The organism is Streptomyces sp. NPDC005752 (assembly GCF_040630715.1).
Classification (GTDB): domain Bacteria; phylum Actinomycetota; class Actinomycetes; order Streptomycetales; family Streptomycetaceae; genus Streptomyces.
In genome coordinates this window covers 19239-39107 of sequence record NZ_JBEXYB010000054.1, presented here as the reverse complement: position 1 = coordinate 39107, position 19869 = coordinate 19239, and the positions used below count along the sequence as shown (strand labels likewise).

Annotated in this window: 16 protein-coding genes and 1 pseudogene; 10 read left to right on the top strand and 7 right to left on the bottom strand. The window is 68.9% G+C overall.

Annotated elements, in window-relative coordinates:
• The first annotated feature begins 200 nt into the window (after positions 1-200).
• The 4 genes from ABZ441_RS31245 to ABZ441_RS31230 are packed head-to-tail and all read left to right on the top strand — an operon-like array spanning position 201 to position 4698.
• Complete coding sequence (locus ABZ441_RS31245) at positions 201-1463, top strand: sugar ABC transporter substrate-binding protein (RefSeq protein ID WP_358980351.1); 1263 nt, start codon at positions 201-203, stop codon at positions 1461-1463.
• 11 nt (positions 1464-1474) lie between these two features.
• Positions 1475-2446, top strand: a complete 972-nt coding sequence (locus tag ABZ441_RS31240) for a sugar ABC transporter permease (RefSeq protein ID WP_358980349.1) — start codon at positions 1475-1477, stop codon at positions 2444-2446.
• Positions 2447-2451: 5 nt separating this feature from the next.
• Positions 2452-3309 (top strand): carbohydrate ABC transporter permease, encoded by an 858-nt coding sequence (locus ABZ441_RS31235; protein WP_358980347.1) that lies wholly within the window; start codon positions 2452-2454, stop codon positions 3307-3309.
• A gap of 9 nt (positions 3310-3318) precedes the next feature.
• Complete coding sequence (locus ABZ441_RS31230; protein ID WP_358980345.1) at positions 3319-4698, top strand: GH1 family beta-glucosidase; 1380 nt, start codon at positions 3319-3321, stop codon at positions 4696-4698.
• Positions 4699-4763: 65 nt separating this feature from the next.
• On the opposite strand, the gene ABZ441_RS31225 is transcribed toward ABZ441_RS31230, so the two are convergent.
• The 3 genes from ABZ441_RS31225 to acnA all read right to left on the bottom strand — a co-directional run bounded on the left by ABZ441_RS31225 (position 4764) and on the right by acnA (position 9716).
• Positions 4764-5567: a nucleotidyltransferase domain-containing protein gene (locus ABZ441_RS31225; RefSeq protein WP_358980343.1), complete on the bottom strand. Its 804-nt coding sequence runs from the start codon at positions 5565-5567 to the stop codon at positions 4764-4766.
• A gap of 83 nt (positions 5568-5650) precedes the next feature.
• Positions 5651-6880 (bottom strand): ROK family protein, encoded by a 1230-nt coding sequence (locus ABZ441_RS31220; protein ID WP_358980341.1) that lies wholly within the window; start codon positions 6878-6880, stop codon positions 5651-5653.
• A 118-nt stretch (positions 6881-6998) separates the two neighbouring features.
• The gene (gene acnA, locus ABZ441_RS31215) at positions 6999-9716 is read right to left on the bottom strand and encodes an aconitate hydratase AcnA (protein WP_358980338.1); all 2718 of its coding nucleotides are present in this window, start codon (positions 9714-9716) and stop codon (positions 6999-7001) included.
• Between the two features lie 423 nt (positions 9717-10139).
• Between acnA and ABZ441_RS31210 the strand changes: the two genes are divergently transcribed.
• The 4 genes from ABZ441_RS31210 (at position 10140) to ABZ441_RS31195 (ending at position 13745) form a co-directional block, all read left to right on the top strand.
• Positions 10140-10340: a DUF4236 domain-containing protein gene (locus ABZ441_RS31210; RefSeq protein ID WP_358980336.1), complete on the top strand. Its 201-nt coding sequence runs from the start codon at positions 10140-10142 to the stop codon at positions 10338-10340.
• A gap of 152 nt (positions 10341-10492) precedes the next feature.
• Positions 10493-12022: a UDP-N-acetylglucosamine 1-carboxyvinyltransferase gene (locus ABZ441_RS31205; protein ID WP_358980334.1), complete on the top strand. Its 1530-nt coding sequence runs from the start codon at positions 10493-10495 to the stop codon at positions 12020-12022.
• Positions 12023-13083: 1061 nt separating this feature from the next.
• The gene (locus tag ABZ441_RS31200; protein WP_358980332.1) at positions 13084-13326 is read left to right on the top strand and encodes a type II toxin-antitoxin system VapB family antitoxin; all 243 of its coding nucleotides are present in this window, start codon (positions 13084-13086) and stop codon (positions 13324-13326) included.
• Positions 13326-13745 (top strand): PIN domain nuclease, encoded by a 420-nt coding sequence (locus ABZ441_RS31195; protein WP_358980330.1) that lies wholly within the window; start codon positions 13326-13328, stop codon positions 13743-13745. The genes ABZ441_RS31200 and ABZ441_RS31195 overlap by 1 nt, the downstream gene beginning before the upstream one ends.
• Positions 13746-13923: 178 nt before the next feature.
• Here ABZ441_RS31195 and ABZ441_RS31190 read toward each other — a convergent pair whose 3' ends face one another.
• Positions 13924-14088, bottom strand: a complete 165-nt coding sequence (locus ABZ441_RS31190) for a hypothetical protein (RefSeq protein ID WP_358980328.1) — start codon at positions 14086-14088, stop codon at positions 13924-13926.
• 818 nt (positions 14089-14906) lie between these two features.
• Here ABZ441_RS31190 and ABZ441_RS31185 point away from each other — a divergent pair.
• Together ABZ441_RS31185 and ABZ441_RS31180 are read left to right on the top strand one after the other, a co-directional pair.
• Positions 14907-15527 (top strand): TetR/AcrR family transcriptional regulator, encoded by a 621-nt coding sequence (locus ABZ441_RS31185; protein ID WP_358980326.1) that lies wholly within the window; start codon positions 14907-14909, stop codon positions 15525-15527.
• On the top strand, positions 15524-15970 hold the full coding sequence (locus ABZ441_RS31180) for a DUF6069 family protein (RefSeq protein WP_358980324.1): 447 nt from the start codon (positions 15524-15526) through the stop codon (positions 15968-15970). Before ABZ441_RS31185 ends, ABZ441_RS31180 begins: the two co-directional genes overlap by 4 nt.
• 647 nt (positions 15971-16617) lie before the next feature.
• Here ABZ441_RS31180 and ABZ441_RS31175 read toward each other — a convergent pair.
• From ABZ441_RS31175 to fabV, 3 genes and pseudogenes are all read right to left on the bottom strand, one after another.
• Positions 16618-17001 (bottom strand): annotated as a pseudogene (locus tag ABZ441_RS31175) (alcohol dehydrogenase catalytic domain-containing protein); the annotation flags it as partial.
• A 19-nt stretch (positions 17002-17020) separates the two neighbouring features.
• Complete coding sequence (locus ABZ441_RS31170; RefSeq protein WP_358980322.1) at positions 17021-18460, bottom strand: aldehyde dehydrogenase family protein; 1440 nt, start codon at positions 18458-18460, stop codon at positions 17021-17023.
• A 172-nt stretch (positions 18461-18632) separates the two neighbouring features.
• Positions 18633-19853, bottom strand: a complete 1221-nt coding sequence (gene fabV / locus ABZ441_RS31165) for an enoyl-[acyl-carrier-protein] reductase FabV (protein ID WP_358980320.1) — start codon at positions 19851-19853, stop codon at positions 18633-18635.
• Between the last annotated feature and the right edge of the window lie 16 nt (positions 19854-19869).

Sequence of the window (19869 nt, the reverse complement as noted above, 5' to 3'; positions counted from 1 at the left end):
AGCCCTCGACCAGCTCGCCATGGAACACCTCCTCGGCGTCCGCTGACCCACCACACCCACCCACCGGGGTGCCCGACCCACCACCGGGCACCCCGCCCCCTTCCCCAGTGACACCGCCGGATCCGTACAGGGGCTTGACTACCACCCCGTGGGAGCGTTCCCATGGGCCCCGGCCACCCTCTTACCGCAAGGGCACCACCGTGACAGAACCTTCCCCTGACGGGCGGACCGGACGCCGCAGCCGCCGCACCCCGCGGATCGTCGTCCCCCTCACCGTCGTCTCCGCGCTCGTCGCCGGCACCGTCCTGTCGGGGTGCGGCCAGCAGCGGGACGAGGACGTCTACACCGTCATGAACTCCTCGACCGACGAGTCGTACCACCGCTGGGACGGTGACACCCTCAAGCGCTGCAGCAAGCAGCTCGGGATCACCATCGAGCAGCAGAGCGTGCCGGCCTCGCAGCTGATGACGAAGGCGCTGCGCATGGCGTCCTCCAAGTCGCTGCCGGACGTCCTCCAGCTGGACGCCTCCGAGATGCCGACGTTCGCCGAGGCCGGCGGGCTGATCCCGCTGAAGGACCTCGGGCTGACCACGACGGACATCCCGGAGGGGATCGTCGACTTCGGCTCGTTCGACGGGAAGTACTACGGGGCCGCGCGCACGGTGAACACCCTGGCGCTGTTCTACAACAAGGACACCCTCGACAAGGCCGGCCTCGAGGTGCCCACCACTTGGGCCGAGATGCGGTCGACCGCCAAGAAGCTGACTCAGGGCAAGCGGTACGGCCTGGCGCTCAGCGCGGGCGGCGCGGAGGACGGCGTCTTCCAGTTCACCCCGTTCATGTGGTCCAACGGCGGCGACGAGTCGAAGCTGGACACCCCGGAGGTCGCCGAGGCCCTGGACTACTGGAAGGCCCTCCTCAAGGACGGTTCGCTCTCCAAGTCCACGGTCAACTGGACGCAGGCGGACGTGAACGACCAGTTCATGGCCGGCAACGCGGCCATGATGATCAACGGCCCGTGGCAGGTCGAGACCCTGAACGCCAAGAAGGGGCTCGACTGGGGCATCGCCGAGATCCCGGTACCCGAGGCCGGCGACGACTCGGTCGGTCCGCTCGGCGGCGGTGTGCTCACCGTGCCCAACACGGGCGACACCGAGCGCGAGAAGACGGCCGCGAAGATCATCGGCTGTATGGCGGGTGAGCAGGAACAGATCACCTACGCCCTGAACAGCTGGATGGTCCCGGCGAACACCAAGGCCGCCGCCGTGTGGCGTACGAAGGCTCCGGAACTGGCCGCCCTGGCCGGACAGGTCGCCACGGCCCGTTCCCGTACCGCGAAGGTCGGCGCGCAGTGGTCGTCGGTGTCGCTCGCCCTGCAGAGCGCCTTCCAGTCCGCGCTCACCGGCGCGTCCAGCGAGGCCGCTCTGAAGCGTGCCCAGCAGCAGGTCACGAGCGGGAACTGAGGTAACGAACCATGTCATCCACCACAGCCTCGGCCGCCGCGCTCCCGGCCGACCCGAAGGCCCCCGCGGCCGAGGCGGCCAGGAAGCCCGTGGACCCGCGGACCACCAAGCGGCGCAGGACGCTCGCCCAGTGGGGGTTCATCGCCCCCGCCGTGATCTTCATGGCGCTGTTCTTCGGCTACCCGCTCGTCCGCAACATCGTGATGAGCTTCCAGGACTACTCGCCGTCCACGTTCTTCACCGGGGAGGCGCCGTTCAACGGCACGGACAACTGGAGCAACGTCTTCAGTGACGGCCTGTTCGGCAAGGCCCTGTGGCAGACGATCCTCTTCACCGTCGGATCGCTGGTCGGCCAGTTCTGCATCGGTCTGGCCCTCGCCGTCTTCTTCACCCGGCGCTTCCCGCTCAACGGAATCCTCCGCTCGCTGATCCTGCTGCCGTGGCTGGTCCCGATGGTCGTCTCCGGCATCGTCTGGCGGCGCATCTTCGACCAGGACACCGGTGTCCTGAACTCCTTCCTGGGCACCATCGGCCTCCCCGGGGACACGCCCTGGCTGACCAGCACGAGCATGGCGCTGATCTCGGTGATCCTGGTGAACATCTGGATCGGCATCCCGTTCAACATGGTGATCCTCTACGGCGGCCTCCAGGAGGTCCCCAAGGAGCTCAACGAGGCCGCCGCGCTCGACGGCGCGTCCGCATGGCGCACGTTCCGCTCGGTCACCCTGCCCATGCTCAAGCCCGTCATCACCGTGGTGCTGGTGCTCGGCTTCATGTCGACGGTCAAGATCCTCGACCTGGTCCTCGCCCTCACGGACGGCGGGCCGGCCGACTCCACCCAGACGCTCGGCACGCTCACGTACCAGAACTCCTTCGTCCAGATGGACTTCGGGGCCGGAGCCGTGGTCGGCAACATCCTGATCCTGATCTCCGCCGTCTTCGCGGTGTTCTACCTGCGGGTCAACCGCAACGAGGGGAAGTGACCGGCATGGCGACCACCACCCAGATCCCCGCCGCCCCGGCTCCCGGCACCGTTCACCGGCCCAGGCGCCGCTGGGGTGCGACCGTCTTCGGCGTCGTCGTCCTCGCGGTCATGCTGTTCCCGCTGTACTGGATGATCAACACCGCGCTGCAGCCGGACGCCAGCCTGGTCGAAGTGGGCCCGGTCCCGACCGGCGTGGACTTCTCCGGCTTCACCTCCGCCCTCACCGAGCAGGGAACCAACCTGCTGACCTCGCTGGCCGTGGCGCTCGGCGCCGTGGCCATCTGCCTGGCGATCTCCGCGCCGGCGGCGTACGGGCTGGCGCAGTTCAAGGTGCGCGGCAGCAGGACGATCGTCTTCGGCACGCTCATCACGCAGATGGTGCCGGGCATCGTCATCGCGAACGCCCTGTACAGCGCGTACGTGGACCTCGGCCTGGTCAACTCCTACTTCGGCCTGATGCTGGCGGACGCCTCGTTGGGCATCCCCTTCGCGATCGTGCTGATGCGCTCGTTCATGGTGTCGATCCCGCGTGAGGTCATCGAGGCCGCGGAGGTGGACGGCGCCGGACGCTTCCGTACGTTCGTGCAGGTCGTCCTGCCGATGAGCCGCAACTCGCTGATCACCGCCGGGCTGTTCTCGTTCCTGTACGCCTGGAGCGACTTCATGTTCGCGCTCACGCTGAACACCACGGACGACGTCAAGCCGATCACGCTCGGGATCTACCAGTACATCGGCGCGCACGTCGGCGACTGGGGTTCGGTCATGGCCGCCTCGGTGCTCTCGGCGGTGCCCGCCGCCGTCCTCCTCGTCCTGTCCCAGAAGTACATCGCCGCCGGGATCACCGGCGGCTCGGTCAAGTAAAGGTTCTCCATGAGTGACTTCCCGGTCTTCCCGCCCGGATTCGTCTTCGGCGCGGCCACGGCCTCGTACCAGATCGAGGGCGCCGTGGAGGAAGACGGCCGCGGCCCGTCCATCTGGGACACCTACAGTCACACGCCCGGCCGGACGGACGGCGGCGACACGGGCGACGTGGCCTGCGACCACTACCACCGCTATCCGCAGGACGTGGCGCTGCTGCGCGACCTGGGCGTGGAGTCGTACCGCTTCTCCATCGCCTGGTCCCGCATCCAGGCCACGGGCAGCGGCGCGGTCAACCCGAAGGGGCTGGACTTCTACTCCCGGCTCGTCGACTCGCTCCTGGAGGCGGGCATCGAGCCGGCCGCCACCCTCTACCACTGGGACCTGCCGCAGGCCCTGGAGGACAAGGGCGGCTGGCGGGTCCGGGAGACGGCGGAGCGCTTCGGCGAGTACACCGCGATCATGGCCGAGCACCTCGGTGACCGGGTGCCGCGCTGGATCACCCTGAACGAGCCCTGGTGCAGCGCGTTCCTCGGCTACTCGGTGGGCCGGCACGCGCCCGGCGCCCAGGAGGGCCGCGGTGCTCTCGCCGCTGCCCACCACCTGCTGGTCGGTCACGGACACGCGATGAACGCGCTGCGCGCGGCGGGCGTCCGCGAGGCGGGCATCACGCTGAACCTGGACCGCAACGTCCCCGCCACGGAGTCGGACGCCGACCTCGCCGCAGTCGTCCGGGCGGACACGCAGCACAACCTGGTGTGGACCGAGCCGCTCCTGGCGGGCCGCTACCCGGCCACCGAGGAGGAGACCTGGGGCGAGCTGATCACCGGCCAGGACTTCCGCCGCGAGGGCGACCTGGAGCTGATCTCCCAGCCGATGGACTTCCTGGGCATCAACTACTACCGGCCGATCGTCGTCGGCGCCGCCCCGCACCGTGAGGCGGACCCGGCACTGCGCGTGGCCACGGACAACCGGTACGCGGAAGGCACCTACCCGGACGTCCGCAAGACGGCCATGGGCTGGCCGGTCGTCCCGGAGTCCTTCACCGATCTGCTGACCGTGCTGAAGCAGACGTACGGCGACGCCCTGCCGCCCGTGCACATCACCGAGAACGGTTCGGCGGAGTTCGACAGCGTCGAGGCGGACGGCTCCATCCACGACGCGGACCGAGTGGAGTACCTGCGCACCCACCTGACGGCACTGCGGGCGGCCATGGACGCCGGTGTCGACGTACGCGGGTACTACGTGTGGTCGCTGCTGGACAACTTCGAGTGGGCGCTGGGCTATGCGAAGCGGTTCGGGATCATCCGGGTCGACTACGACACCCTGGAGCGCACCCCGAAGGACAGCTACCGCTGGTACCAGCAGCTGATCGCGGCGCACACGGCCTGACCGCCGCAGCGGGGGCGTACGCGTGCACCACGGCCGCGTACGCCCCCGCTCCGCGTCTTTGGGGTTCACTGCGGGGCGACGGTCCCGGCGATGACGTCGTGGAGAAACCCCACGGCGAGTTCCTCGGCCCGGTGCCGTCGTTCGAGCTCCGCTCCGGTGTCGTCGCGCCACTGCCTGTAGAGCTCGACACAGGCCAGGACGGCCCTCCCGGCGTCCTCACGGTCGTATCCGCAGAGGGTCGCGCGCAGCGCGCGTGCCTCGGCCGGTGCTACGGACTCCAGGCGGCGGACGCCGCGGGGCGGGGCGCCCACGCGCACGGCGGCCATCGGCCCCAGCACGGTGTCGCGCAGATAGCCGAGGAACCCGACGGTCTCGAGGAGTTCGCCGCGACCGAGTTTGGTCGCCCCGTAGTGCACCCAGATCCAGAAGCGGTCCTCGATCCACTGCCGGTCCAGCGCCGGGGCCCGGAACGGATGCTCCGCCGGCGACCGGGACAGATCGCCGTCCCGGTCCCACAACACCACCGGGTCTTCGATCCGCTCGGCGAAGTCGGAAGCGCGCACGAACTTCACGTCGACGTGGAGGAGGGGCGGTCCGACGAGAGCGATGATCAGGCGGGGTTCCCCGACATGCTCACCGGTGAACCCCGCGACGAGGTCGGTCCACGAGCCGATCAGCGCGAGACGCTCCACCATGACGGCAGCGAACGCCTCGTCGTCGACGACCACGATCAGGTCGACGTCCGAGTAGGCGTCGGGGTGCCCCACGGCGATCGACCCGGCGGCGGCGACCCCTGCGACGCGCGGATCCTTCCGGATCCGCGGGAGCACATCCTCGAGGAACTGACCGTGAAGAGAAGGGAGTTCCATGACTTTCCTTCCTGTCGGAACAAAGCCTTCGAGCGTAGCACTCCCCCGGTCGCGACCCACGGGGTGAACTGGCAGCCATGCCGTCAACGCACCGCGAAGGAACCCGGGTTGTCGAGTACGTCGTGCACCACGCGGGCCGCCGCGCCCCGAGCCGCGTCGCCCGAGAGGGACGAGGCCCGCAGCCGGCTGCCGTTCTCGTGCCAGCGGCCGGAGACGACCCGGGCGGTGAGCTGGGCGTCCGCGGGTCCCTCCAGCCAGGGCATCAGGTTGCGGTAGATCCCTCCCAGCACGACCGCCTCGGGGTCGAAGAGGTTGACCGCGCCGGCCAGAACCATGCCCAGCCGGTCCCCCGCCTCGTGCAGTGCGGTGACGGCGCGCTTCTCCCCGGCCGCGGCGCGCTGCTCCAGTTCGGCGATCCCGCGTACGCCGGTGTCCGGGTCGAGGCCGGCCGCCCGTAGCAGGGCCGCCCGGCCCGCGTACTGCTCCAGACAGCCGTGGGCTCCGCACCGGCAGAGCGGGCCATCGGGGTCGACGACGACGTGGCCGATCTCGCCGGCGAACCCGTGGGCACCGCGCAGCAACTCGCCGTTCACGACGAGCGCGCCGCCGACGCCGATCTCACCGGTGAGATAGAGGAACGTGCGTACGCCGCCGAGTCCCCCGAACCACAGCTCGGCCAGGGCCGCCAGGTTGGCCTCGTTGTCGGAGCCGACGGCCAGCGCCCGCCCCGCCGGGCGCAGGGTGCTGAGCGCCTGTCCGAAGATGCCCTCGGCGGCGACCCTGCTCCAGCCGAGGTTGGGCGCCTGCCGTACGACGCCGCCGGAGACGAGGCCGGGCAGCGCCAGTTCGACGCCGACCACCCGCAGTTCCTGTTCCCTGGTGGAGGCGATGACGCGGTTGGTGAGCCGCGCGGCGTGGGCCAGGACCTCGGCGGGCGGGACGTTCCGGTGGTCGGTGTGCTCGGTGACCCGGACCCGGTCGGTGCCGGTGAGGTCGACGGCGCACACGGAGACGTAGTCGATGTTGATCTCGACGCCGAGCCCCGCCGGGCCTGTCCGGGAGAGCTTCAGTACGGTGCCGGGGCGCCCGGCGGAGCCGCTGGAGGTCTTGCCGGACTCGCTGAGGCAGTCCAGCGCGAGCAGCTCCTCCACGAGTGAGGAGACGGCGGCCCGCGTGAGCCCCACGAGGCCCGCCACCCGGGCCCGGGTGACCTCGCCCTCGTCGCGCACGGTCCGCAGGACCAGGCTCAGGTTGTGACGTCGCACGGACTCGTGCCCGGCCTTGGAGGCCTGCGAGGTGAGGGTGTTCTTCATCAGACCTTCGAGCCTAGGGCCTTTCGTTCGGGTCAGGCCGCGTGGCCCGAACGAGAGGCCCTGACGGGCGAAGGGCCGCACCCCGTGGGTGCGGCCCTTCGCTCACTCGACGGTGCTGCTAGCTGCGGATCAGGCTGCGGAGCACATACTGCAGGATGCCGCCGTTGCGGTAGTAGTCCGCCTCGCCCGGGGTGTCGATACGGACGACACCGTCGAACTCCACACCGGTGTCGGTGGTGACCTTGACCGTGCGCGGCGTGGTGCCGTTGTTCAGCTCGGTCACGCCGGTGAAGGAGAAGGCCTCCTCGCCGGTGAGGCCGAGGGACTCGGCGGTGTGGCCCTCCGGGAACTGGAGCGGAAGGACGCCCATACCGATGAGGTTCGAGCGGTGGATGCGCTCGTAGGACTCGGCGATGACGGCCTTGACGCCCAGGAGCGCGGTGCCCTTGGCCGCCCAGTCGCGGGACGAGCCGGAGCCGTACTCCTTGCCCGCGAGGATCACGAGCGGGGTGCCCGCGGCCTGGTAGTTCTGCGAGGCGTCGTAGATGAACGACACCGGCGCGTCGGCCTGCGTGAAGTCGCGGGTGTAGCCGCCCTCGGTGCCCGGCGCGATCTGGTTGCGCAGGCGGATGTTGGCGAACGTGCCGCGGATCATGACCTCGTGGTTACCACGGCGCGAGCCGTAGGAGTTGAAGTCACGGCGCTCGATGCCGTGCTCCGTGAGGTACTTGCCGGCCGGGGTGTCGGCCTTGATCGCACCGGCCGGGGAGATGTGGTCGGTGGTGACCGAGTCGCCGAGCTTGGCGAGCACGCGGGCACCGGTGATGTCCTCGACCGGGGTCGTCTCCATCGCCATGCCCTCGAAGTACGGGGGCTTACGCACGTAGGTGGACTCGGAGTCCCACTCGAAGGTGTTGCCGGTCGGGATCGGCAGCGCCTGCCACTGGGCGTCGCCCGCGAAGACGTCCTGGTAGGACTTGTTGAACATGTCCTCGCCGATGGAGTTGGCGACGACGTCGTTGACCTCGGCCTCGGAGGGCCAGATGTCCGTCAGGAAGACGGGGTTGCCGTCCTGGTCGACACCGAGGGCGTCCTTGGTGATGTCGACCTTCATCGAACCGGCGATGGCGTACGCGACGACCAGCGGCGGGGACGCCAGGTAGTTCATCTTGACGTCGGGGTTGATCCGGCCCTCGAAGTTGCGGTTACCGGAGAGCACCGAGGTCACGGCCAGGTCGTGGTCGTTGACGGCCTTGGAGACCTCTTCCGGCAGCGGGCCGGAGTTGCCGATGCAGGTGGTGCAGCCGTAGCCGACGAGGTTGAAGCCGACCTTGTCGAGGTACGGGGTCAGGCCCGCCTTGTCGAAGTAGTCGGTGACGACCTTGGAGCCCGGGGCGAGGGTCGTCTTGACCCACGGCTTGCGGGTCAGGCCCTTCTCGACGGCCTTCTTCGCCACGAGCGCCGCGGCGACCATGACGTAGGGGTTCGAGGTGTTGGTGCAGGAGGTGATCGCGGCGACGGTGACGGCGCCGTGGTCGATCTCGTACGTCGAACCGTCGGGAGCGGTCACGGTGACCGGCTTCGACGGGCCGCCGTTCGGACTGACGGCCGGGGCGTCGGAGGCCGGGAAGGACTCCTTGCCCGCCTCGTCGACCTCGTCCACGTAGTTGCGCACGTCCTGCGCGAACTGCTGTGCGGCGTTGGCGAGGACGATGCGGTCCTGCGGGCGCTTCGGGCCGGCGATGGAGGGGACGACCGTGGAGAGGTCGAGCTCCAGCTTCTCGGAGAAGTCGGGCTCGGCGGCCGGGTCCAGCCAGAGGCCCTGCTCCTTGGCGTACGCCTCGACCAGCGCGACCTGCTGGGCGTCGCGGCCGGTGAGGCGCAGGTACTTCAGCGTCTCGTCGTCAATCGGGAAGATCGCGGCGGTGGAGCCGAACTCGGGCGACATGTTGCCGATGGTGGCGCGGTTCGCGAGGGAGGTGGCGCCGACGCCCTCACCGTAGAACTCGACGAACTTGCCGACGACGCCGTGCTTGCGGAGCATCTCGGTGATGGTCAGCACGAGGTCGGTGGCGGTGGTGCCGGCCGGGAGCTCGCCGGTCAGCTTGAAGCCGACGACGCGAGGGATGAGCATGGAGACCGGCTGGCCGAGCATCGCGGCCTCGGCCTCGATGCCGCCGACACCCCAGCCCAGCACGCCGAGGCCGTTGACCATGGTGGTGTGCGAGTCGGTGCCGACGAGGGTGTCGGGGTACGCCTGGCCGTTGCGGACCATGACCGTGCGGGCCAGGTGCTCGATGTTCACCTGGTGGACGATGCCGGTGCCCGGGGGGACGACCTTGAACTCGTCGAAGGCGGTCTGGCCCCAGCGCAGGAACTGGTAGCGCTCCTTGTTGCGGCCGTACTCCAGCTCGACGTTCTGCGCGAACGCCTCGTTGGTACCGAACTTGTCGGCGATGACGGAGTGGTCGATGACCAGCTCGGCCGGGGCCAGCGGGTTGATCTTCGCCGGGTCGCCGCCGAGCTCCTTCACGGCCTCACGCATGGTGGCGAGGTCCACGACGCACGGGACACCCGTGAAGTCCTGCATGATCACGCGGGCCGGCGTGAACTGGATCTCCTGGCTGGGCTGCGCCTGCGAGTCCCATCCGCCGAGCGCCCGGATGTGATCGGCGGTGATGTTCGCGCCGTCCTCGGTGCGGAGCAGGTTCTCCAGCAGCACCTTCAGGCTGTAAGGGAGGCGCGCGGAGCCCTCGACCTTGTCCAGCTTGAAGATCTCGTACGACTCGTCACCCACGCGCAGCGTGCTGCGGGCGTCGAAGCTGTTCGCCGACACGACAGTCTCCTTCTTCAATGTGCGCGTTCAACCGCGCCGCGCCTCATGTGCGGCCGGCGCCGCCTGCGGCCCCCACCATCCGCTAAGGTAAGGGTTAGTTAGGTAACCCTTACCGCGCGGCGGCTGCGGTGCGCCTCGGCAGATATCTCGATGTCGAGATAACTCTAGTACATAGCCGCCGCGCGGTCATGCCCGGGCGCCCGTGTCCGACGCCACTGCACACCCTCGCGCGGCCGCGGCCGCGATCGAACAGCACTCCCGAGGGCGCGGCGGGGCCGGACTCCGACGCCCCGCCGCACCTGCGCGTACCCCGGCACCACGCCGCGAACCACGCCCCGCCCACCGGCGGCACGACCTCGACCGTCCGCCCGCGCATGAGCGGGCGACTTCGGGATACCCGTACCGCTGACACAGGAGGCGCAGATGCCGCTCACATTCCGCAAGAGCTTTCAGATCCTTCCGGGCGTCCGGCTGAACATCAACCGGCGTTCGTGGTCCGTGACGACCGGCGGGCGGAACGGCCCGAAGCGCACCCACAGCAGCACCGGCCGGCGCACCACGTCGATGGACCTGCCCGGCCCCTTCGGCTGGCGGAAGACGACGAAGCGGAGCCGCCGCGGCTGACCTCACCCGTTCGGCGGCGCCCGGCATGCCGGGCCGCCAGGTGGGCCGGAGCCTTCAACCAGGCGCCGACCTACGGCCCGGCACCGCACTGCGACCCGACCGGCACACCCCCCGACACGGCCTTCATCTCATATGTGAGATAGCGTGCGGACATGGAAGACGACTACCTCGCACGTATCGGCAAGCTCATCCGCGACGCCCGTCAGCATCGCGGCTGGACACAGACACAACTTGCCGAGGCGCTCGCCACGAGCCAGAGCGCCGTCAACCGCATCGAGCGCGGCAACCAGAACATCAGCCTTGAGATGATCGCCCGCATCGGCGAAGCACTCGACAGCGAGATCGTTTCGCTCGGCTACGCCGGACCCATGCATCTGCGTGTGGTCGGCGGGCGCCGGCTCTCCGGCTCCATCGACGTCAAAACGAGCAAGAACGCGTGTGTCGCCCTGCTCTGCGGCACGCTGCTCAACAAGGGGCGCACCGTCCTGCGCCGGGTGGCCCGCATCGAGGAGGTCTTCCGGCTCCTGGAGGTCCTCAACTCCATCGGCGTACGCACCCGCTGGATCAACGACGGCGTGGACCTCGAGATCCTGCCGCCCGCCCAGCTCGACCTGGAGTCCATCGACGCGGACGCCGCGCGCCGGACCCGCTCCATCATCATGTTCCTGGGCCCGCTGCTGCACCGCACGGACCGCTTCACCCTGCCGTACGCCGGCGGCTGCGACCTGGGCACGCGCACCATCGAGCCACACATGATCGCGCTGCGCCGCTTCGGTCTCGAGATCGCGGCGACCGACGGGCTCTACCACGCGCAGGTCGACCACCAGGTCCGGCCGGGCCGCCCCATCGTCCTGACCGAGCGCGGCGACACGGTGACCGAGAACGCCCTGCTGGCCGCGGCCCGGCACGACGGCACGACCGTCATCCGCAACGCGTCCTCCAACTACATGGTCCAGGACCTGTGCTTCTTCCTGGAGGCCCTCGGCGTACGCGTCGACGGAGTCGGCACGACGACGCTCACGGTGCACGGCGTGCCGGAGATCGACGTGGATGTCGACTACTCCCCCTCCGAGGACCCGGTCGAGGCGATGAGCCTGCTGGCCGCCGCCGTGGTGACGGAGTCCGAGCTGACGATCCGTCGCGTGCCGATCGAGTTCCTGGAGATCGAGCTCGCGGTCCTCGAGGAGATGGGCGTCGACTGCGACCGGACGGCGGAGTACGCCGCCGACAACGGCCGTACCCGGCTGGTGGACCTGACGGTCCGGCCCTCCAAACTGGAGGCGCCCATCGACAAGATCCACCCGATGCCCTTCCCCGGCCTGAACATCGACAACGTGCCGTTCTTCGCGGCCATCGCGGCCTCCGCGCACGGCAAGACCCTGATCCACGACTGGGTCTACGACAACCGCGCCATCTACCTCACCGACCTCAACCGCCTCGGCGGCAGGCTCCAGTTGCTGGACCCGCACCGTGTCCTGGTCGAGGGCCCGACCCGCTGGCGCGCCGCCGAGATGATGTGCCCGCCCGCCCTGCGTCCGGCGGTGGTGGTGCTGCTGGCGATGATGGCCGCCGAGGGGACGTCCGTACTGCGCAACGTGTACGTGATCAACCGCGGCTACGAGGAGCTGGCGGAGCGGCTGAACTCGGTGGGGGCGCAGATCGAGATCTTCCGGGACATCTGATCGGCGGGGTGTTGTGCCCCTTGGCGGCAAGGGGCACAACACCTCAATGTGCCAGCTGACCTGCAGATACCACCCTTCACGGCCTTCCACTGATCTCTGTCATTTTTCAGCACCTTGTGCAATGCATGTACAAGATGATCTTGAATGATTGACGAGACGTCAGGCGCATCTGAGCAACCGTCAGCCATCACGGAAAGTACTCACCGAAGGATCCTTGCAATGTCCGTACTGACGGCGCCACCGGCGTTCTCAAGATGGCGAACCCTCGCCTAGCCGCCTCGGGCCCCGATGCGGTACGTCTCAGCCATCGGCCCGCCGATCAATATCACTGTCGAGGCGGTCCACATGACCAGGCCGAACGCGGTGAGGCACGGCAGGGGGCAAGGTCGGGGCGGCCAGGCCAGTGCACGGGGCCGGCCAACAACTGAGGGGTGGGCGCCTTCATCAAGGTCGGCAAGGCCCCGGAGGGCACGGGCGCGGACATGTCGGTCAAGTACAAGGAGACCGCCCGGGGCGGGCTCGCGGTGAACATCATCGAGTGCTGAGGCACATAGGCCCTGACCAGCGTGTTTCCATCTTTCAGCGCTGTCAGGGCCTTCCCTGCTTACGCGGCGGAAAATCCCTGAAATCTCCCTGAGACACGCGTGAAAGTCCCTGAAACGTCCCTGGGATGTCCCTGCCGAGCCGCGCTCTTGAGGTGGGGTGAGCCGCCTTTCGAGCTGCCCAGCGCCCTTGAAGTCGTCTCAGGGTGTGGAGTGCAGTCGGCGCGCGTCGTCAGGTACGAGACCTACGCATTACGAGACCGTGAGCGATCATGTTGCCGGATGCTGCGTGATGCCACCGAGTAATGTCGTGCCTGATCAGGGCACTTGTGGCAGGTTGCCCCCTGCTACCCCGTGCTGCCCCATCCGAAGGCGTCCGGCCACCGGGCGGCCATCCGAGCCGCCGCCGAGCCTGGCGCCTGGGCCAGCAAAAACAGTCACCAGCGAAACGACATCTTTCAATGCGATGAAGCGGTATCGTTTTTAGCAGGTCGCTACAACTATCCGGGAGGTGGCTTCGTGGCTCGTACTGTTATCGACCTCGACGAAGAGATGGTCACCGAGGCCATGCGCATCTTCGGCACCAAGACCAAGGCCAAAGCCGTCCGTCTGGCCATGGAAGACGCCGTCAAGCGGCACCTGCGGCAGGAGGGCTTCGACGCCATGGACGCCGGGGAACTCGACTTCAGCGAGATCATCGACAGCACCGGCCCCCGTAATGCCGACGGAACCCTCAAGCGCCACGGCGGCCAGGCCGCCTGATGCAAGACCGCTACCTGATCGACAAGTCCGCCCTCGCCCGCTGGACGAAACCCAGCGTCCGAGAGGTGCTGAAACCACTCCACGAGCGCTACCTGCTCGCCGTCTGCCAACCCACCGAGTACGAGATGATCCACTCGGCCCGGGACAGCGGGGAAGCGACGCGCATCAGCACCTGGCTGCACGCCTTCGACTACCTGCGCACCGACGACGACAGCTTCACCCGAGCCCTGGAGGTCCAGCGGCACGCCCTCAACGCAGGCTTCCACCGGGCCCTGTCGCTCCCCGACCTCCTCATCGCCGCCACCGCCGAGCAGAATCGCGCCACCATCCTCCACTACGACGGCGACTTCGACATGATCGCCGCCCTCACCGGCCAGCCCTCCCAATGGGTCGCACCACCCGGCAGCGCCGATCACTGACCACGCCGGCCAACAGCTTCACGCCGCCCCGAGCTGTTCCTGGTGCCCGACGAGACGGTCAGGGCCCGCCCACCGGACGGAACCGGCCGACTCAACGACCTCAGACGTTGGGCCTTGACCCCTGACTCAGATCACCTGGGCCGGTATGACCAATGCGTTCTGCCACCCAGCACAGGCGTCACCACATCACCCCAGGCTCCTCGACGCACACCGATGTGCCCGAAGCCCCGGCCGCCGTGGACCGCATCGCCTCCACGCCGTCGACACGGATCACGATCTCGATCCGCCCCCCGTCCTCGCTCAGCATCACGCTCAGCACCGGCACGGCCTCCGCGCCAGTCATACGCACCGAGGTACGCCAGGGAAGACGCGGCCCGGATCTCGGCCGCTCGTCACCCTTCGGCAACCACCCGTTTGTCCACCGCCCTGCACGCTCGCTGCACGCCTGTCCACCGGTTGTCCACCGGAGGCGGTCGTGGCGCCCAGGAAGGGGCATCCAGCTGCCATGAATTGATCTTGACAAAAGCAAAAGCCCCAGGTCACGGCGAGTGAGTCCTGAGGCTTCTACAGAGCCGCCTTCGGGATTCGAACCCGAGACCTACGCATTACGAGACCGTGAGGGTTCGTGTTGCGTGGTGTTCCGTCGTGCCGCGTAGTGACGTTGTGCCTGATCAGAGCACACGCAACAGGTTGACCCGTGCCGCCCGATGCTGCACCGTCCAAAGGCGTCCGGCCGCCGAGCGGCCACCGAACCGGCTTCCACAGGGACCGGATGACAATTCCCAGGACTTTATTGCTTCCCGACAAGCACCCCGCCGGCAAACTAAAAGCCAGCTCGTCCTACGAAGTCCGCACCGCCCACGTCAGTGCACCGGCCCTCGCCGTCCGGCAACGCCGCCAACAGCACCTCGAGCATCGCCTACACACGCGTGCGGAAAGCCATGACCCCTGCGGTGTCGGGGGCCTCTGCCAGCATGCCCAGCAGGCCGACCGCCGACGCGTGAACAGTTTACCGAGCAGCGGTACGTCCCGGCCGGCCGTCAGCAGCGTCCGCCGATCTTGGTGGGCTGCCACCGGCAAGTAGCCAAGTACGAGAAAGGGCTAACGGAGTGAGGGCTCACTCATTGACAGAGTGAGCCCTCACTCCGTACTCTCGCGGTCATGACAGCCCCCGGGCAGAACCAGACCACCCGCCGCCGCGCCCCAGGCATGTCGCCGGAGGAGCGGCGCGCGATGATCATCCAGACCGCGATCCCGCTGATCGCAGAGTACGGCGCCGCGGTGACCACCGCGAAGGTCGCCCGCGCCGCGGGCATCGGCGAGGGCACGATCTTCCGGGTCTTCGCCGACAAGGACGAGTTGCTGCAAGCCTGCCTGGCGGAGGCCCTTTCCCCCGAGCACGCGGTCCGCGAACTCGGTGCGATCGAGGTATCCCAGCCGCTGCCCGACCGGCTCGCAGAGGCGGCCCAATCGCTGCAGGCGCACCTGTCCCGAATGGGCGCGATCGCCGGCTCTCTGCACGCCTCCGGGCACCGCAGCGGCAAGCACCCCGGCACGGTGCGCGGCGCGGGCCGGGACGAGTCGACGACCCACATCCGCGCGGCCCTCGCGGATCTGCTGGAGCCCGACAAGGCCGCGCTGCGCCAGCCGCCGGAGCAGATCGCGGCCCTCTTTTTCGGGCTGCTCTTCACCCAGCCGTATATGGAGGACGAACCGGAGCTGACCACGCAGGAGCTCGTGGAGGTCTTCTTGCACGGCGCACTCTTGGGCGGTGCCAAGTGAGCGCGCGCAGACGACGCTTGGCGGTTACGGGCCTCGCGGTCCTGGCGCCTGTCCTGGTGTGGCTGGTCGCAGACCCGGTGTTGGGGCACCGGCTGCGGATCGTCGCCGTCGAGCAGCCGCTCGATATCGGCGCGGTGCCGGTGGTGTTGGTCGCGCTGCTGGCGGCCCTCGCCGGCTGGGGGCTATTGGCCGCCCTGGAGCGGTTCTGGGTACGGCGCGCCCGCGCCGTCTGGACCGGGGTGGCCGTCGCTGTGCTGGCCATCTCCTTCCTACCGTTGACCGGCGACGGCATGGACGGCGCCACCCGGGCCGCGCTGGCCCTAATTCACCTGGCGGTGGCGGCGGTGCTGATCCCGGGCCTGCGCACGAAGGACGCCGCCGCGGCGACACCTCAAGCATCGGGTGGAGGGAGCCCCGCCAGACAGTCGCGCGGCCAGGGATAACCGTCAGAGTGCCCACCACGATCGAGATGAAGAGCGGTACCTCGGCCGAGGCCAGCAGGAGCAGACCCTCGTGCCAGATCGCTGTGATGACCACCGCCGGGATGATTCTCAACGGCCATTTGTAATCTGCGGTGGCGGCCAGTTGTCCCTGCACACGTCAATTGGTCAGGCCGGTGCTGGCGATGTCGTAGCCATGGGCGGGGCGGGGGAGGTCTGGGGTGGCGTCGGGGACAGATGGGGCCATGGGTGATCATCGATGTGTGAAGACTGAGGATCAGACGGTGGCCGATGGGGTCACAGCGTAGACCCGGGCCGTTGGGACGGACGGGATGACTTCGCAGGGCTGATGCGACGCATAGCCGGACGCTTCGCGCATGCCGACCCCCGCCGTCGGGTGGGGAAGTTCGTCCGAGGGCTGCTGGCGGACCTGCCGCGGAAGGGCCTGATGGACGATCGCAGAGTGGGCCGTGAGGCCACACCGGATGGGATCAGCATCATCTGCTGGAGCGGCGAAGTGGACCTCGAACTGCTCCCGGACAGCATGCTCCTTCACTTCCTCCATGGCCGCATGCCAGCGCACCTCACGCTCTTCTCTCACGCGCTCCTCGCTCTTTCTGCGCCGGGCATCGCCCGGCGGGCCTTGACCGCGTGCATTCGGCGAAGGCGGAGTTGGCGGCGAACTTCCAGAGCTTTTCGCCGCCGCAGCTGAAGGGCTGCTCCGGATTGCCGAAGGAGCTGCGGCACATGGTGGGCGGCCACGCTGGCACTCGGCGCGGGTGCCGCAGTTGGCGATGGTGGAGAGGCCACGTGGTCGCCGGGCTCGACACGGGGCACGGCTCGCCGCCGCCGGTCGCCCTCGTGGCCGAGGGCGACCGGCGGCGGGAACAGGATGGTGCCGTCGATCACGGGCAGGTCACTGTGTCAGAGCCCGGCCGCCCGGATGCCGACGAGGACCTCACCGGGGCCCGGGGCTCGGATTCCAGATCGTCCACGATGTACGGCTGCTTACCGTCGAAGATGACGCCTCGCATGGGTTCGTTCCCTCTCGGCTCAGGACGGCCAGACGACCGACTGGAGTTCGCTGTACGCGTGCAGCCCGGAGGAGCCGCCGAAGGGCGTCTCGGGGTGGCGCTGTGCGGTGTTGATGCCGACGTTGCCGCTGCGCAGCCGGGCCGCGAGGTGCCAGGCGCGGGCGGTGTCGCCTGAGAAGACGTAGTCGTAGAGGCCGTATGGAATGCCGGTGGCGATCCGTACCGCCTCGTCCTCTTCGTCGAAGGGGATCACGACGACCACCGGACCGAAGATCTCCTCCTGTGCGACGGTCATGTCCGGGGTGACATCGGCGAGGACAGTGGGGGCGACGTAGAACCCGGGCTTGAGCGCCGGACGTTCACCGCCGACGGCGACCCGGGCGCCCTCCTGCCTGGCGCCTTCGACGTACGCCTCGACGCGGTCGCGCTGGGCGGCGGAGATGACCGGGCCGACCATGGTGGAGTCATCCGCGGGGTCACCGACTGTCGCGTCCCGTGCATACCGTGTGAGTGCGGCGACGGCCTTCTCGTACAGCGATCGGTGTACGAGCATCCGGGTCGGAGCCGTGCGGATCTGACCGCTGTGGACGGCGAAGGCCGAGCTGACCGCCATGACCGCCGACTTGAAGGTGTTGTCGTCGGCGTCCTCCAGAAGGATGGCCGCGCCCTTGCCGCCGAACTCCATGAGGGTGCGCTTCATCTGCCCGCCCGCGGCTTCGGCGATCCTCTTTCCCTCGGCGGTGGAGCCGGTGAAGCTGACCATGTCGGTGTCGTAATGGGCGACCAGCGCCTCGCCCGTAATGGGTCCTGATCCCGCGACCACGTTGTAGACACCGTCCGGCAGACCGGCCTCCTTCATGATCGGGCCCAGCTCCAGACAGCCGAGTGGGTCCTGCGCTGCGGGCTTGGCAATCACGGTGTTGCCCATGGCGAGCGCCGGGGCGACCTTGCCCGCGAGGTTGGCGATGGAGAAGGTATAGGAGGTGATGCATGCGACGACGCCGACGGGACGGCGCACGGCCGTCGCGCCGATGAGCCCGCCGGGTCCGAGCGGGCTCGCGGTGACGGGGTGCGGCGCGAAGGGTACGGCGTCGGGCTCCAGCGCGCCGCGCGCGCAGCGGCGGAAGCGGTCGGCTGCGGCGAGCACCGTGGACTTCGCCACCCGCCTGGTCGCGCCGGTCTCGGCCTGCACCAAGGGCACCAGCTCGTCGGCCCGTTCGGAGATCAAGGATCCGATGCGCTCCAGGATGGCGGCGCGCTCGCGCGGCTCGGTGCGGGACCAGTCGTCGAAGGCGTCCCTGGCGGCCTCAGCGGCGGACCAGACCTCGGCGGCGTGGCCCTCGGGGGCGTAGCCGACGGCTTCCTCGGTGGCCGGGTTGGTGACCTGGTAATGACCTTGCTCGGGCTCGCGCCAGGCGCCGGCCAGCCACTGGCCGTACTTCTTGGGGGAATCGGTCATGATTTCAGGCTCCCTTCGGGGGCCGAGCACGCGACCGGCGATGATGCCACGCTGGATCTCGTACGAGCCGCCCGTAGATGGTGCCGGCGCGGGAGAGGAGGAACGCCCACCGCGCCGGGTCGAGTGATGACGTCAGTTGTTGAGGGAGACGGTCACGCCCTCAACGGCGAGTTCAAGGAGGCGACGGGTTCGGCCAGGACAGGTCGGTCTCGACCGGGGTGGCGTAGTCGACGCCGGGAACGCCGAAGCCGTACAGGGAACGGAACTGGGCACGGAACCACGGAATGTCGGCCAGCTCGGTGAGGGTCTCGGAGGTGATCGACTGCCAGCGTTCGGCCACGGCGGCCTGGACCGGCTCGGACAGCTCCCAGCGATCGAGGCGGATGCGGCCTGACTCGTCCACGTCGGGCCGGTGTGCGCTGAGCTGGTTCCACAGCTGGAGCGACTGCTCGACGGGGGACGGGAAACGGTCGCCCAGGACGCCGCGGAGCAGACTGACATAGAGCGGGATGCCCGGGATGGCGGTCAACGCCTGAGTGATCGCAGCTCCGTTCACCGAGGTGTAGGCGCGGCCTCCCACTGCGGCCAGTTGCTCGGTCAGAGCGCCCGCGGTGGACTCCAGATCGGCCTTGGCCGCGCCGATCGTGCCCTTGCGGTAGATGGCCGAGGTCAGCGGCGAGCCGATATAGGTGAGGGCGACCGTGCGAAACCCTTCGCGCAGCAGCCCTCGCTCCGCCAGCGCGGTGACCCAGCGGTACCAGTCCTCGCCACCCATGACACGCACTGTCGCGGCGGTCTCGGCTTCGTTCGCCGGGCCAACAGTGACCTCGCGCAAGTACGCGGCACCGTCGTCGGCGAACTCCAGGTTCCGAGTGCTGTACGGCGTGCCGAGCGGCTTGAGCACCGACTGGTAGGTACTGCCGCTCCGTGGATCGGTGCGCCGGGGCGCCGCCACGCTGTAGATCAGGTGGTCCACGCCACCGAACCGCTTGGCCAGCAGATCCAGCGTCTCGGTCTTGGTGGTATCGGCGAACGCGTCGGCGTTGAGGAACGAGAAGTCCGACCCGAGCTCCTGGGCGATCGCGTCGGCGGCGATGGTGCGGTACCACCCGGCAGTCGCACTGCGAAGCCCGGCCGGCCGCTCGAGGCCGATGCCCACACCGTCGATGCCGTACCGCACCAGCCCGGCGATCGTGCTCGCCAGGCCATAGCCGGCGCTCGACCCGATCACCAGCACCGTCGGCCGCCGCGCCGGTGGCATCTCAGGGGCCGACACCTCGGCCCGCATCAGCTCGACGCTGCGAAAGCATCCGGCCGGATGCGACTCGAGCAGCAGATAACCACGTCCCGTCGGGTCAACGACGCGCTTGGACTGCGTAAGCGGTTGGTGCATCCTCGTCTCCTCGTCT

What these genes read in the sequence shown, in the direction of transcription:
- ABZ441_RS31240 (WP_358980349.1), top strand. Translation starts at nt 1,475, where the DNA reads ATGTCATCCACCACAGCCTCGGCCGCCGCGCTCCCGGCCGACCCGAAG.
- ABZ441_RS31235 (WP_358980347.1), top strand. Translation starts at nt 2,452, where the DNA reads ATGGCGACCACCACCCAGATCCCCGCCGCCCCGGCTCCCGGCACCGTT.
- ABZ441_RS31230 (WP_358980345.1), top strand. Translation starts at nt 3,319, where the DNA reads ATGAGTGACTTCCCGGTCTTCCCGCCCGGATTCGTCTTCGGCGCGGCC.
- ABZ441_RS31225 (WP_358980343.1), bottom strand. Translation starts at nt 5,567, where the DNA reads ATGGAACTCCCTTCTCTTCACGGTCAGTTCCTCGAGGATGTGCTCCCG.
- ABZ441_RS31220 (WP_358980341.1), bottom strand. Translation starts at nt 6,880, where the DNA reads ATGAAGAACACCCTCACCTCGCAGGCCTCCAAGGCCGGGCACGAGTCC.
- ABZ441_RS31210 (WP_358980336.1), top strand. Translation starts at nt 10,140, where the DNA reads ATGCCGCTCACATTCCGCAAGAGCTTTCAGATCCTTCCGGGCGTCCGG.
- ABZ441_RS31205 (WP_358980334.1), top strand. Translation starts at nt 10,493, where the DNA reads ATGGAAGACGACTACCTCGCACGTATCGGCAAGCTCATCCGCGACGCC.
- ABZ441_RS31195 (WP_358980330.1), top strand. Translation starts at nt 13,326, where the DNA reads ATGCAAGACCGCTACCTGATCGACAAGTCCGCCCTCGCCCGCTGGACG.
- ABZ441_RS31190 (WP_358980328.1), bottom strand. Translation starts at nt 14,088, where the DNA reads ATGACTGGCGCGGAGGCCGTGCCGGTGCTGAGCGTGATGCTGAGCGAG.
- ABZ441_RS31185 (WP_358980326.1), top strand. Translation starts at nt 14,907, where the DNA reads ATGACAGCCCCCGGGCAGAACCAGACCACCCGCCGCCGCGCCCCAGGC.
- ABZ441_RS31170 (WP_358980322.1), bottom strand. Translation starts at nt 18,460, where the DNA reads ATGACCGATTCCCCCAAGAAGTACGGCCAGTGGCTGGCCGGCGCCTGG.
- fabV (WP_358980320.1), bottom strand. Translation starts at nt 19,853, where the DNA reads ATGCACCAACCGCTTACGCAGTCCAAGCGCGTCGTTGACCCGACGGGA.